Origin of the sequence: Paracraurococcus lichenis (assembly GCF_030657435.1) — a bacterium.
Classification (GTDB): domain Bacteria; phylum Pseudomonadota; class Alphaproteobacteria; order Acetobacterales; family Acetobacteraceae; genus Paracraurococcus; species Paracraurococcus lichenis.
On sequence record NZ_JAUTWS010000006.1, the window covers coordinates 194,269 to 206,341 of the forward strand.

Genomic DNA, 12,073 nt, shown 5'->3' on the forward strand with positions numbered 1-12,073 from the left:
AGCAGCCCATGGGCCTGAAGGCAGCGATCGTCCCCGTCACGCCCTTCCAGCAGAACTGCTCCCTGTGGTGGGAGGAGACGACGGGCGAGGGCGTGGTCGTCGATCCCGGCGGTGAGCCGGAGCGGATCCTGCACGCCATCGGCGAGCTGAAGATCACGGTCGGGCAGATCCTGCTGACCCATGGCCACTTGGACCATGCCGGCGGCGCCATGGCGCTGCAGGAGGCGCTGCCGGGCAGGCCGCCCATCATCGGCCCGGACGAGCGCGACCGCTTCCTGCTGGAAGGGCTGGAGGCGCAAGGCGCGCAATACGGCTTCGAATGCCGCAACGTCACGCCCGACCGCTGGCTGGCAGAGGGCGATACGGTCCGCATCGGCGCCGCGGACTTCGACGTGCTGCACTGCCCGGGGCATACGCCCGGCCATCTGGTCTTCGTCAGCACGGCGCAGCGCATCGCCATCGTCGGCGACGTGCTGTTCCAGGGCTCGGTCGGGCGGACCGACTTCCCCTATGGTGACCACGCCGCGCTGATCGAGGCCATCACCACCAAGCTGCTGCCGCTCGGCGACGAGATCGCCTTCCTCTGCGGCCATGGCCCGGGCTCCTCCTTCGGGCAGGAGCGGCGGACCAACCCCTTCATTCGCGGCGCGTGACGTCGCGCGGCCGGCGGCGCGGGAAGACGCTGAAGAGCTCGAGGCGATCGAGCACGACCAGCAGCAGCACCGCGAGCGCGGCCAGAAGCAGGATCCACATCGGCTGACCTCCCGGGACGACGGGGTGGGAAAGCGATGCGGGGCCTTGGGTTCAACGCCTCAATAGGCAGCGGCCCAGCCGTCCCGCCGCGGGTCGCTGCCGGCCATGCGGACGCCGTTCTCGAGAAGGCGGATCGCCTCGACGCTGCACGGCCCTTCCAGCGGCGGGACGACCGCGACCTTGTGGCCCCAGGCCCGCAACTGCTCGGCCGCGGCGCCGAGCCCGGCCTCGAGCGTCAGGGTCGCATCGCCGGCATGCGGGTAGTTGGCCGCCTGGCCGGGCTGGCTGCTGGTCCAGCGCGGTGCCTCCAGCGCCTGCTGCGGATCGAGCCCGAAGACCGCCATGGCGACCATGACCTGCAGGTTCACCTGCACCTGGTTGTCGGCGCCTGGCGTGCCGAAGACGGCCCAGAGCCTGCCGTCCTTGAAGACCATCGGCGCATTCATGGTGTGGCGCACGCGCATCCCGGGCCTGAGGCGGTTCGGGTGGCCATCCTGCAGGTGCCAATAGGCCATGCGGTTGTTCATCAGGATGCCGGTGTCGCCGGCCGTCACGCCGCTGCCGAAGGCCGAATTGATGGACTGGATGGCGGAGACCGCATTCCCCGCCGCATCCACCACGCAGAAATAGGTGGTGTCGCCGGCCTGCTCCGGCCGCACCGGCAGGTCCGAGGCGTGCGCCGGGTCGATCCGCGCCGCCAGCGCCGCCGCATGCTCGGCGGAGAGCAGCCGTTCCAGCGGGATGTCGAGGCCGCGCGGATCGGCGCCCCAGACTTCCCGGTCGAGGAAGGCCAGCTTCTTCGCCTCCACCATCAGGTGGATCAGCGCGGCGCTGTCCAGGTCGTGCGCCCCGAGGTCGAAGCAATCGAGGATGCGCAGCATCTGCAGGAAGGTGAAGCCGGTGGAATTGGGCGGCGTCTGCCGCACCTCGAAGCCGCGGAAGGGCACGCTGATGGGTGCCTGCAGCTCCGCCGAGCAGGCGGCGAGGTCGGCCTCCGCCACCGGCCCGCCGTCCCGCGCGATGCCGGCGGCGAGGCGCCGCGCCAGCCCGCCCTGGTAGAAGCAGCCGGCGCCCTCGGCGGCGATCTCGGCCAGGGTCTCCGCGAGTTCCGGCTGCACGATCACGTCGCCCAGCGCCGGCACCGCGCCATCCGCCAGGAAGCGTGCCCGGCTGCCGGGACTCGTGCGCAGCTTCGCCAGGCAGTCATTGGCGAAATGGCGGTAGTGGTGGGTGACGGCGAAGCCCTCGCGCGCCGCTGCCTTGGCCGGCGCCACCAGCCGTGCCCAGGGCAGCGTGCCGTGCCGCGCGTAGAGCAGGCCGAGGCCCGCCAGCAGCCCGGGCGTCGAGGCGCTGCGCGGCCCGGCGACCGGGATGCCGTCCCGGTAGGCCTCTGGCGTCGCGGCCAGCGGCGCCGCGCCGGTCGCGTTCACGCAGAGCGCCTGGCCATCGGCGAGGTGGAGGTTGAAGAAGCCGTCGCCACCCAGGCCGGACATGCCGGGCTCCACCACGCCCAGCACCAGGGAGACGGCGATCGTCGCATCCACCGCTGTGCCGCCGGCGCGCAGCACGTCCAGCCCGGCCTGCGTGGCGACGGGATGGTTGGTGGCGACCGCACCGCGGCGCCCCATGATCAGCGGCCGGTGTGCGCGCAGCGCCGGGTGCATGGCGGGATCCTTCTCTGCTCGCCGCCATGCCAGCACGCCACGCGCCGGCGGTGAAGCCTACTCCGCGGCCTGGCGGGTGTGCCGGCCCTCGCGGAACTCCTCGATCATCTTCTTCGAGAAGGCCGGGATGTCGTCCGGCTTGCGTGACGTGACCAAGCCGTTGTCGGTCACGACCTGCTCGTCCACCCACTCCGCACCGGCATTGCGCAGGTCGGCCTGCAGGGAGGGCCAGCTCGTCATCCGCTTGCCCTTGACGCCGCCGGCATCGATCAGCGTCCAGGGCCCATGGCAGATCGCCGCGATCGGCTTCTTCGTCTCGACGAAATGGCGGACGAAGTCGATCGCCTTCGGCTGCAGGCGGAGCTGGTCCGGATTGATCACGCCGCCCGGCAGCATCAGCGCCTCGTATTGCGACGGGTCGGCCTGGTCGAGCGGCTTGTCCACCGGGATCCGGTCGGCCTTGTCGAAGTGGTTCCAGCCCTGGATGGCGCCGGATGTCGGCGACACCACATGTACCTCCGCGCCGGCCTGCTTCAGGGCCTTCACCGGCTCGGTCAGCTCCACCTGCTCCACGCCATCGGTCGCCAGCACGGCAACCTTCTTCCCGCTGAGCTCGTTCGCCATCGGGTGCATCCTCGTCTCTTTGGGTCGGTCGGGGCGTCGCCGCTGGGCGGCGCGCGGCCATGCGGGCCGTGTCCCCGGTGCCGCCTCAACGGTCGGGCAGCGCGGCGGTTGCGACCTTGACGGGCCTGCCCCGCCGCCGGATCGTCAGCCGCTGCACGCCCCGGCCGGCAAGGCTGGCGGCAGGGGAGGGATGCCATGCGATCCGGATCGGGCTTGTCCCGGGCCAGGCCCGGCCGCCGCGCGCTGCTGGCCGCGCCGGCGCTGCTGATGGCGGGACGGGCGCTGGCGGCCTGGCCGGACCACCCGGTGCGGCTCTTCGTCGGCTTTCCGCCGGGCGGGCCGACCGACTTCATCGCCCGCGCCGTGGCGCCCGGACTGCAGGCCGCCTGGGGCCAGCCTGTCGTCATCGAGAACCGAGGCGGTGCCAATGCGACCATCGCCACCGAGGCCGTGGCGCGCGCCGCACCGGACGGGCACACGCTGCTGCTGGCGGCGAACAACCACGTCATGAACCCGCCGCTCTATGCGAAGCTACCCTATGATCCGGTCGTGGATTTCGCGCCGGTGCACGCCATCGCCGTGTCGCCGAACGTGCTCTGGTGCGGCACGCAGCAGCCCTGGCGGAGCCTTGCGGAACTCATTGCGGAGGCGAAGGCACGGCCGGGCGCGATCGGCGTCGCCACCACCGGCATCGGCGGCAACGGGCATTACGGGATGGAGCTGCTGCAACGCGCGCTTGGCATCCAGCTCACGCATGTGCCCTATCGCGGCACCGCGCCTGCCATGCAGGACGTGGTCGCGGGGCTGGTGCCGCTCACCGCCGGCACGCTGGTCGGCACCATCGGTCCCTACCGCAATGGCCAGCTTAGGCCGCTCGCAGTGCTCTCCCCGCAGCGGGCGCCCGAGCTGCCCGATGTGCCGACCACGGCCGAGCTCGGCTGGCCGCTGGTGGATACGGGCGTCTGGTACGGGCTGCTGGCGCCTGCCGCGACGCCGCCGGCGCTGGTGCAGCGGATGGCGGCCGACATGGCGGCGCTGCTGGCGACGCGCGAGGTCGAGGCGCGGCTGGCGAGCCAGGCCAGCATCGTGCTGCCGCTGGGGCCGGAGGAGTTCGCCGCCCGCATCCGCGACGACCTGCGGGCCTGGGCGGAAGTGGCCCGCGCCGCGGGCATGAAGGCCGAATAGGGGGAGGACAGCGATGCACCGGACTCGCCGGGAATTCGCGGCGCTCGCCGCACTGCCGCTGCTGCCGCGCTTGGCCGCGGCGCAGGACGCCTGGCCGGACAAGCCGATCCGCCTGCTGGTCGGCTTCCCGCCCGGCGGGCCGACCGACTTCGCGGCGCGCATCCTGCAGGAGCCATTGCAGGGGTTATGGGGCCAGCCGCTGGTCATCGAGAACCGGCCGGGCGCCAGCCAGGTGATCGCGGCGGAGGCGGTCGCGAAGTCACCGCCCGACGGCTATACCCTCTTCCTCTGCACCAGCAACCTGACCTCGAACCCGGCGGTCTTCTCGCGCCTGCCCTACGACACGCTCGCCGACTTCACGCCGATCATCGTCATCTATTCCTCGCCGACCGTGCTCTTCACCGGGCCGGACCAGCCCTTCCGCAGCGTGCGGGACGTGGTGGAAGCGGCGAAGCGCCGGCCGGGCATGGCGGCGGCGACCTCGGGCGTCGCCACCTCCGGGCACTTCGCCACCGAGATGTTCATGCGCCAGGCGGGGATCGAGCTGACGCATGTGCCCTATCGCGGCGCGCCGCCGGCGCTGCAGGACGTGGTAGGCGGGCGCGTGCCGATCACCTTCTCGACGCTGTCGGGCGCCATCGCCCTGGCGCGGGACGGCAAGCTGCGGCCGCTGGCAGTCGCGGCGCCGCGGCGCTCGCCGGCCTTCCCGGACGTGCCGACCAGCGCCGAGGCGGGCTTCCCGATCCGCGACACCTCCCCCTGGTACAGCTTCGTCGGCCCCGCCGGCCTGCCGGAGGCGATCGTGCAGCGCATCACCGCCGATGTGCAGGCGCTGCTGAGGAAGCCCGAGATCATCGCGCGCATCGAGCAGGCCGGCGGCATCGTGGAAGGCGAGGGGCCGGCCGAGTTCCGCGCCCGCATCCCGCGCGAGATCGCCATCAACACCGAGGTGGCGCGCGCCGCCGACATCCATATCGAGTAGGAACGACAGCCCATGCGCATGCAGGCCGCCATCATGTTCGAGCAGGGCAAGCCGCGCCCCTATGCCGCGAGCCAGGCCCTGGTGATCGAGGAAGTGGACCTCGAGGGTCCCGGGCCCGGCGAGATCCTGATCGAGGTCGCCGCCGCCGGCCTCTGCCATTCCGACCTCTCGGCGATCGAGGGCATCCGGCCGCGGCCCTTGCCGGTGGTGATCGGGCATGAGGGCGCGGGCATCGTGCGGGAGGTCGGGCAGGGCATCACCGACCTCAGGCCGGGCGACCATGTCATCACCGTCTTCGTCGCCTCCTGCGGCGTCTGCCGCAATTGCGTACGCGGGCGGCCGAATATCTGCAATGCGGGCAATGCGGCGCGGGCGGCGGGCACGCTGCTCTCCGGCGCGAAGCGCATCAGCCGGCTGAACGGCGAGAAGATCAACCACGGCAGCGGCCTCTCGCTCTTCGCGCAATACGCGGTCGTCGGGCGGCGCTCGGCGGTGAAGATCGACCCGGACGTGCCGCTCGAGGATGCCGCGATCTTCGGCTGCGCGGTCATGACGGGCGCCGGCGCGGTGCTGAACACGGCGGGGATGCGCGCCGGGGACGTCGTCGCGGTGGTCGGCCTCGGCGGCGTCGGGATGAACGCGCTCTTCGCCGCCGTCGCTGGCGGCGCCGGGCGGATCATCGCCGTGGACGCGAACGCCGAAAAGCTCGGCCTGGCGCGGCAATGGGGCGCGACCGATACCTTCCTGGCGACCGAGACGGACGTGGTCGAGCAGGTGAAGGCCGCGACCGATGGCGGCGTGGATACGGTCATCGAGACGGCGGGGAACATCAAGGCGATGGAACTCGCCTACGCCATCACGGCGCGGGGCGGCAGCGTGGTCAGCGCCGGCCTGCCGGCGCAGGGCGCCAATTTCTCCTACATGCATTCCGGCCTGGTCTCGGACGAGAAGAGCATCCTCGGCAGCTACATGGGAAGCTGCATCGCGGAGCGGGACATACCGCGCTTCCTCGGCCTCTACCGGCGCGGGAAGCTGCCGGTGGGGTCGCTGAAGAGCGGCTTCCTGCCGCTCTCCGAGATCAATGCCGGCTTCGACCGCCTGGCCGAGGGCAATGTGCTGCGGCAGGTGCTGCGGCCGAACCTGTAGCGCTCAGGCCTGCGGCAGGACCACGACCGTGCCGCGCTTGGTGCCGGCCTCAACCGCCTCATGCGCCGCGGCGGATTCGGCCAGCGGGAAGGCGGCGGCGATGCGGTGCATGCGCGGCCCCTCCCGCAGCCAGCGGGTGATGTCGAGCATCGCCTGCCGCCGCGCCGCGGCCGGCGCGCTGTTCAGCACCACGCCGCGCAGGTTGACGTTCTTCCGCATCAGCGTGGCGGAGACCGGGATGGCCGGCGTCAGGTTGCCCTTGCTGGCATAGCCGATCACGCTGCCGTTCAGCGCGATGACCGCCGACCACAGCGCGACATTGCCGCCGACATCGACCTCGACGATGCGGTCCACGCCCTGGCCGCCGGTCGCCTCCAGGATGCGCGTGGCGCAGTCCGGGGCGCGATAGTCGAAGACGTGCCCGGCACCGGCGGCCAGCGCATCCTCCGCTTTCCAGCCGCCGCTCGCCGTCGCCAGCACCTGCGCGGCGCCGGCCCAGCGCGCCAACTGGATGGCATAGTTCCCCACCGCCCCGCCGCCGCCGGAGACCAGCACCCGCAACCCCTCCACCGGCCCATCGGCGAGGAGGCAGCGATGCGCGGTCATGCCGGGGATGCCGAGGCAGGCGCCGACCTCGAAGGGCACCCCGTCAGGCAGGTCGTGGGCGCACTCCTGCGGCACGCAGGTGCTCTCGGCCGCCGTCCCGAAGGGGCGGAAGCGCTGGGCGTTGTAGAGCCAGACCCGGCGGCCGAGCAGCGCCGGATCGGCACCCTCGCCGAGCGCCTCCACGATGCCGGCGCCGTCGCTGTGCGGGATGATCAGCGGGAACTCGTTGGCCCAACTGGTCCCGGCGCGACGGTAGGTATCGGCCGGGTTGACGCCGGAGGCGAAGAGGCGGACGCGCACCTCGCCGGGGGCGGGCTCGGCCACCGGGCGCTCCCCGAATTGCAGCACCTCCCGCGCCGGGCCCGTGCCTTCGTACCAGACTGCGCGCATCCTTCCCTCCCTGGCCGGTACGGCAGGGGTTTGACATCCTGGCCGCCGCCCGGCTTGCATGCACCGAAAAGGAGGTCCCCGCCATGTCCCTCTCCGTCGAGCAATTCGCCAACCAGTGCCGGGAGGCATTGCTGGCCGATCCCGGGCCGGCCGGCCGCGTCGCTGTGGTCGAGCTGGTGCAGGAGGCGCTGAAGGATCCTGCCTTCGTCGCCGAGGCGCTGCCGGAGGGCACGCCGGAGCGCAAGGTGCTCTACGAGGATCCCGACCTGGGCTTCACCATTCTCGCCCATGCCTATGTCGGGGCGAAGGGCAGCAATCCGCATGACCACGGTCCCTCCTGGGCGATCTACGGCCAGGCCGCGGGCGAGACGGTCATGACCGACTGGGACTGCCTGGCGCGGCCGGAGGGCGAGACGCCCGGCAAGGCGAAGCGCAATCGCGACTATGTCCTGAAGCCCGGCGATGCCTATCTCTACGAGCCGGGCGTGCTGCATTCCCCCCGCCGCGACGGCTCCACCAAGCTGATCCGGATCGAGGGCATCAACATGGACCGGGTAAAGCGCCAGCCCTACGTCGCGGTGGAATAGGCCGCGGCGGGTTCCTGCTGCCGGCCGCCGCCGCGCAGCAGGGCGAGCCCGACCAGCAGCGCCGGCAGGCCGCAGACGACGAAGCCGGTGCCGTGCCGGCCCGTCAGGCTGAGGCAGGCGGCATAGGCCAGCGGCAGCAGGAAGGCGCCGACCTGGCCGAAGGAGAGGACGCCGCCCGTCGCCGCGCCATGCATGTTGTCCGGCGCGAGGCGCGCGGTTTCGGCCAGCAGCACGCCGTGCCAGGACATGGCGGTGGCGCTCAGGACCATGGCCAGGGCGCTGATCACCGGCAGCGGCCAGCGGTCGCCGAAGAGGCCGAGCAGCGCGGTGCTGCCGGCCATGCCGAAGGCGAGCGCCGCCATCATCACCCGCGGCGCCACCAGCCCGCTGCCGAGCCAGCCCCAGAGGATGCGGCAGGGCACCGCCACCAGCATCGCCAGCGAGAAGAGCGCCCCGGCCGCAGCCAGGTCCTGGCCATGCGTCGTCAGGAAGATGATGAAATAAGCGGTGAAGACGGTCTGCAGCCCGTTGAAGGCGAAGCAGGCCATCGACAGGGTGCGCAACTCGCGCGTCGCGGTGACTGTGCCGATCGTCCGGCCGAAATCCTTCACATGGAAGCGGCGGCTGGGCGTGCGGTCGGAGTCGAACTCCCGCCGCAGCGGCTGCAGCAGCAGGACCAGGGCAAGGCAGGCGGCGGCCGAGACCAGCAGCGCGCCGCGCCAGCCGGTCCAGGCGGTGAGCGCCGGGCCGAGCAGGCCGCCGAGCAGCAGCCCGGCCGGCACAGCGGTCTGCTTCACCGAATAGACCAGCGGCGCGATGCGCGGCGGGCAGTAGCGGCCGAGCAGGTGGGAGCTGGCGGGGGTGGAGACCGCTGCGCCGCCGCCGCCGATCACGGCCGAGACGATGAAGAGCAGGATGCTGCCGCTGGCCCCGGCGCCGAGGCCGATGGCCAGCATGACCAGCGCGACCTGGCTCAGCCGCAGCGCCCCGTGGCGGATGAGGAAGCTGCCGCAGCCGAGCTGGAAGGTGAGCGCGGCCAGCGCGGAGAGGCTGACATAGGTGCCGAACCAGGCGGCATCCAGCCTCAGGTCGGCGATGACCACCGGCGCCACCACGGCCGGCAGGCCGCGGCCGATGGAGGCGAAGGTCTGCTGGGCGAACATGGCGATGGTCGCCAGCAGCAGCAGCTTGCGTGCCTGGCCGGAAGGCATGGCGCCGCGCTCAGGCGGCGCAGCGCACCAGCTTGCCGGGCAGGGCGCCGGTCGCTTCCCCTTTCCGGTAGGTGACGGCGCCGGCGACGATGGTCGCGTCGTAGCCGCGCGCCCTCTGCATCAGCCGCCGGCCGCCGCCGGGAAGGTCGTAGAGCATCCCCGGCCGCTCCAGTGCCAGCGCATCCCAGTCGATGACGTTGATGTCGGCGCGCAGCCCGGGCTTCAGCAGGCCGCGGTCGGGCAGCCCGGCGGCGCGGGCGGTGTCGCTGGTCTGGCGGCGGACGAGTTCCTCGACGGGGATGCCACGCTGCTTGCCCCAATAGGCCAGCACGAAGCTCGGGAAGCTGCCGTCGGAGATGAAGCCGACATGCGCGCCGCCGTCGGAGAGGCCGACGATGGTATTGGGGTGGCGCAGCAGCTCGGCGCTCGCGTCCAGCGTGTAGTCGGCATAGTTGGTCAGGGCGCAGAAGATGAAGCTGTTGCCGTCATCGGCCAGCAGCATGTCGTAGGCGACCTCCTCCGGCCTGCGGCCCTCGCGCGCCGCCTGGGCGGCGATGCTGCTCTCCTTCGGCGGCGTGTAGTCCGGCGGGTCGCCGAAGGGGAACATGCGCTCGAAGGAGAGGCGGGCGAGCAGCGGGAAATTGCTGCCCTTGAAGCGGTCCTCCGAGAGGATTCGGGCACGAACCTCCGGGTCGCGCATGGCGGCGACGCGCTGGTCCAGCGGCAGGTGGGCGATCGCCTTGTAGGAGGGCGCGCCGCTGAAGGGGTTCTGGCTGCCGAGCAGGCCCATCAGGATGCCGATCGGCCGCGGCGGGAAGACCGGGCGGATCGCCACGCCCTCGCGCGCCGCCTGGTTGGAGAGGGCGAGCAGCTCCTTCCAGACCTCGGTGCGGTCGTGCCGCTGCGTCAGGGAGAAGACGGCGGGCCGGCCGCTGCGCTCGACCACGCGGCGGATCAGGCCGAACTCGGTCGCCGGGTCGGGCTGGTTGAAGTCGGAGACGAACTCCATGAAGCCCTTGCCGATGCCGCGCAGCCCGTCGGCGATGCCGGCCAGCTCCTCCTCCTGCGCCCGCAGCGTCGGGGTGAAGTCGCCCTTCAGGGTCTTGTGGCTGATGGTGCGGCTGGTCGAGAAGCCGAAGGCGCCGGCCTCGACCGCCTCGGCCACCAAGCGGCGCATCTCGGCGATGTCGCCCTGGTTGGCGCTCTCGAGCGCCAGCGCCCGTTCGCCCATGACATAGACCCGCACGGCCGCGTGCGGGACGAGCGCGCAGATGTCGATGTCGCGCGGCTTCTGCTCCAGCACCGCCAGGTATTCGGCGAAGCTCTCCCAGCGGAAGTCGAGGCCCTGGGAGAGCACGGGGGCGGGGATGTCCTCGACGCCCTCCATCAGCTCGATCAGCTTCTCCTCGGTGCCCGGGCGGACCGGGGCGAAGCCGACGCCGCAATTGCCCATCACGGCGGTGGTGACGCCGTGGATGGCGGAGGGGGCGAGGTGGCTGTCCCACACCGCCTGGCCGTCGTAATGGGTGTGGATGTCGACGAAGCCGGGCGTGACGATGCGGCCGGTCGCGTCGATCTCCTCGGCGCCGCGCGGCAGGTCCTCGCCGACGGCCAGGATGCGCCCGTCCTGCACCGCCACATCCGCCCGCCGGGGCGGGGCGCCGCTGCCGTCGACGACGGTGCCGCCGCGGATGACGAGATCGGCCATGGTCCGTTTCCTTCTGCCCTTTGGATAGCAGGCTAGGGGTTTTCCCCGGCCGGGCCAAGCACCGTTCCCCTCCCGCCTCGGCGGGGGAGGGGCTATGCAGCCGGCAACCCGATCAGGAGGACCGCCATGCCCGCCCTCGCCGCGCTCGACCACGCCTTCGAGACCCTGCTGGTGCAAGAGCCGGAGGAGCACATCCTGCAGGTCACCCTGAACCGGCCGGAGCGCGCCAATGCCTTCACGACCCAGATGGGCCGCGAACTGGTCGGGGTCTTCCAGGCGCTCGAGGCCGCGCCGGGCGCCTATCGCTGCGTGGTGCTGACCGGCGCCGGCGACCGCGCCTTCTGCGCCGGCGCCGACCTGAAGGAGCGCAACGGCATGACCGACGCGCAGTTCAGCGAGCAGCATTACCTGTTCGAGCGCATGGCGCGGGCCGTGCTGGCCTGCCCGCCGCCGCTGCTGGGCGCCATCAACGGCGCGGCCTTCGCCGGCGGGCTGGAACTCGCCCTCTGCTGCGACTTCGCCTATGCGAGTGAGAGCGCGCGCTTCGCGCTGACCGAGGTGACGCTCGGCATCATGCCGGGCGCGGGCGGCACGCAGAACCTGCCGCGCACCATCGGGGAGCGGCGGGCGAAGGAGGTGATCCTGACCGGCCGGCCCTTCTCGGCGCAGGACGCCTATGCCTGGGGCATGGTCAACCGCCTCTGCCCGCCGGGCGAGGTGCTGGGCGCGGTGCTGGAGACGGCGCGGACCATCGCGGCGAATGCGCCGCTCTCGGTCCGGCAGGCGAAGAAGTCCATCACCCAGGGCCTGCAGATGGACCGCGCCAGCGGCATGCTCTTCGAGATCGAGGCCTATTACCAGCTCATCCCGACCGAGGACCGTATGGAGGGCATCGCGGCCTTCAACGAGAAGCGGAAGCCGGCCTTCAAGGGACGCTAGGTCGGCGCCTACCGGACGCCCCCGCCGCCGCCGCCCGAGCCCTGGGACGCCGCCAGCAACTGCCCCGTGCAGGTGTTCCGCGTGTAGGGCTTGTTGTTGATGTAGACGAGCTCCTCCCGGCACCACGGCGCCAGGTAGCTGTTGGTGGAGTAGCCGCGCTGGTTGCCCGCCGCGGCGGGCGGGGCGCCGGCGGCGGCCGTGATGGCGATGAGGGCGGCGGCCGGCAGGGCGCGGCGGAGCAGGATCGGCATGGGCGGGTCTCCTTCCTCGGCGTCTGA

General features: G+C 72.1%; 12 protein-coding genes. 6 read left to right on the forward strand and 6 right to left on the reverse strand.

Going from position 1 to position 12,073, the window contains the following annotated elements; genetic code table 11:
- The first annotated feature begins 8 nt into the window (after window positions 1–8).
- Complete coding sequence (locus tag Q7A36_RS08520) at window positions 9–653, forward strand: MBL fold metallo-hydrolase (protein WP_305103254.1); 645 nt, start codon at window positions 9–11, stop codon at window positions 651–653.
- Between the two features lie 159 nt (window positions 654–812).
- Here the strand turns inward: Q7A36_RS08520 and ggt are convergent, their stop codons facing one another.
- Together ggt and Q7A36_RS08530 are read right to left on the reverse strand one after the other, a co-directional pair.
- Window positions 813–2,417, reverse strand: a complete 1,605-nt coding sequence (gene ggt, locus Q7A36_RS08525; protein ID WP_305103255.1) for a gamma-glutamyltransferase — start codon at window positions 2,415–2,417, stop codon at window positions 813–815.
- Between the two features lie 57 nt (window positions 2,418–2,474).
- Window positions 2,475–3,041, reverse strand: coding sequence for a type 1 glutamine amidotransferase domain-containing protein (locus Q7A36_RS08530; RefSeq protein WP_305103256.1), 567 nt, complete (start codon window positions 3,039–3,041; stop codon window positions 2,475–2,477).
- Window positions 3,042–3,236: 195 nt separating this feature from the next.
- On the opposite strand from Q7A36_RS08530, the gene Q7A36_RS08535 reads away from it, so the two are divergent.
- Genes Q7A36_RS08535 through Q7A36_RS08545 form a run of 3 tightly spaced genes read left to right on the forward strand, consistent with a single transcriptional unit; the run spans window position 3,237 to window position 6,354 of the window.
- Window positions 3,237–4,226: a Bug family tripartite tricarboxylate transporter substrate binding protein gene (locus Q7A36_RS08535; RefSeq protein ID WP_305103257.1), complete on the forward strand. Its 990-nt coding sequence runs from the start codon at window positions 3,237–3,239 to the stop codon at window positions 4,224–4,226.
- A gap of 13 nt (window positions 4,227–4,239) precedes the next feature.
- Window positions 4,240–5,208, forward strand: coding sequence for a tripartite tricarboxylate transporter substrate binding protein (locus tag Q7A36_RS08540; protein WP_305103258.1), 969 nt, complete (start codon window positions 4,240–4,242; stop codon window positions 5,206–5,208).
- Between the two features lie 12 nt (window positions 5,209–5,220).
- Window positions 5,221–6,354, forward strand: coding sequence for a zinc-binding dehydrogenase (locus tag Q7A36_RS08545; protein WP_305103259.1), 1,134 nt, complete (start codon window positions 5,221–5,223; stop codon window positions 6,352–6,354).
- A gap of 3 nt (window positions 6,355–6,357) precedes the next feature.
- Here Q7A36_RS08545 and Q7A36_RS08550 read toward each other — a convergent pair whose 3' ends face one another.
- Window positions 6,358–7,350: an NADPH:quinone reductase gene (locus tag Q7A36_RS08550; protein ID WP_305103260.1), complete on the reverse strand. Its 993-nt coding sequence runs from the start codon at window positions 7,348–7,350 to the stop codon at window positions 6,358–6,360.
- Window positions 7,351–7,433: 83 nt separating this feature from the next.
- Here Q7A36_RS08550 and Q7A36_RS08555 point away from each other — a divergent pair, with 83 nt between their 5' ends.
- Entirely contained in the window at window positions 7,434–7,937 is a 504-nt protein-coding gene (locus Q7A36_RS08555; RefSeq protein WP_305103261.1) for a cupin domain-containing protein, read from the forward strand.
- Here Q7A36_RS08555 and Q7A36_RS08560 read toward each other — a convergent pair.
- Window positions 7,919–9,148, reverse strand: a complete 1,230-nt coding sequence (locus tag Q7A36_RS08560; protein WP_305103262.1) for an MFS transporter — start codon at window positions 9,146–9,148, stop codon at window positions 7,919–7,921. The genes Q7A36_RS08555 and Q7A36_RS08560 overlap by 19 nt on opposite strands.
- A 10-nt stretch (window positions 9,149–9,158) precedes the next feature.
- Window positions 9,159–10,856 (reverse strand): N-acyl-D-amino-acid deacylase family protein, encoded by a 1,698-nt coding sequence (locus tag Q7A36_RS08565; protein ID WP_305103263.1) that lies wholly within the window; start codon window positions 10,854–10,856, stop codon window positions 9,159–9,161.
- A 126-nt stretch (window positions 10,857–10,982) separates the two neighbouring features.
- Here Q7A36_RS08565 and Q7A36_RS08570 point away from each other — a divergent pair, with 126 nt between their 5' ends.
- Complete coding sequence (locus tag Q7A36_RS08570; protein WP_305103264.1) at window positions 10,983–11,795, forward strand: enoyl-CoA hydratase-related protein; 813 nt, start codon at window positions 10,983–10,985, stop codon at window positions 11,793–11,795.
- Window positions 11,796–11,803: 8 nt separating this feature from the next.
- Here Q7A36_RS08570 and Q7A36_RS08575 read toward each other — a convergent pair whose 3' ends face one another.
- A complete protein-coding gene (locus Q7A36_RS08575; protein ID WP_305103265.1) occupies window positions 11,804–12,046 on the reverse strand; it encodes a hypothetical protein in 243 nt (80 codons plus the stop codon).
- Window positions 12,047–12,073: the final 27 nt, after the last annotated feature.

Excerpts from the sequence above, each read along its gene's own strand:
- Q7A36_RS08520 (WP_305103254.1), top strand. The coding sequence starts at position 9 with ATGGGCCTGAAGGCAGCGATCGTCCCCGTCACGCCCTTCCAGCAGAAC.
- ggt (WP_305103255.1), bottom strand. The coding sequence starts at position 2,417 with ATGCACCCGGCGCTGCGCGCACACCGGCCGCTGATCATGGGGCGCCGC.
- Q7A36_RS08530 (WP_305103256.1), bottom strand. The coding sequence starts at position 3,041 with ATGGCGAACGAGCTCAGCGGGAAGAAGGTTGCCGTGCTGGCGACCGAT.
- Q7A36_RS08535 (WP_305103257.1), top strand. The coding sequence starts at position 3,237 with ATGCGATCCGGATCGGGCTTGTCCCGGGCCAGGCCCGGCCGCCGCGCG.
- Q7A36_RS08540 (WP_305103258.1), top strand. The coding sequence starts at position 4,240 with ATGCACCGGACTCGCCGGGAATTCGCGGCGCTCGCCGCACTGCCGCTG.
- Q7A36_RS08545 (WP_305103259.1), top strand. The coding sequence starts at position 5,221 with ATGCGCATGCAGGCCGCCATCATGTTCGAGCAGGGCAAGCCGCGCCCC.
- Q7A36_RS08550 (WP_305103260.1), bottom strand. The coding sequence starts at position 7,350 with ATGCGCGCAGTCTGGTACGAAGGCACGGGCCCGGCGCGGGAGGTGCTG.
- Q7A36_RS08555 (WP_305103261.1), top strand. The coding sequence starts at position 7,434 with ATGTCCCTCTCCGTCGAGCAATTCGCCAACCAGTGCCGGGAGGCATTG.
- Q7A36_RS08560 (WP_305103262.1), bottom strand. The coding sequence starts at position 9,148 with ATGCCTTCCGGCCAGGCACGCAAGCTGCTGCTGCTGGCGACCATCGCC.
- Q7A36_RS08565 (WP_305103263.1), bottom strand. The coding sequence starts at position 10,856 with ATGGCCGATCTCGTCATCCGCGGCGGCACCGTCGTCGACGGCAGCGGC.
- Q7A36_RS08570 (WP_305103264.1), top strand. The coding sequence starts at position 10,983 with ATGCCCGCCCTCGCCGCGCTCGACCACGCCTTCGAGACCCTGCTGGTG.
- Q7A36_RS08575 (WP_305103265.1), bottom strand. The coding sequence starts at position 12,046 with ATGCCGATCCTGCTCCGCCGCGCCCTGCCGGCCGCCGCCCTCATCGCC.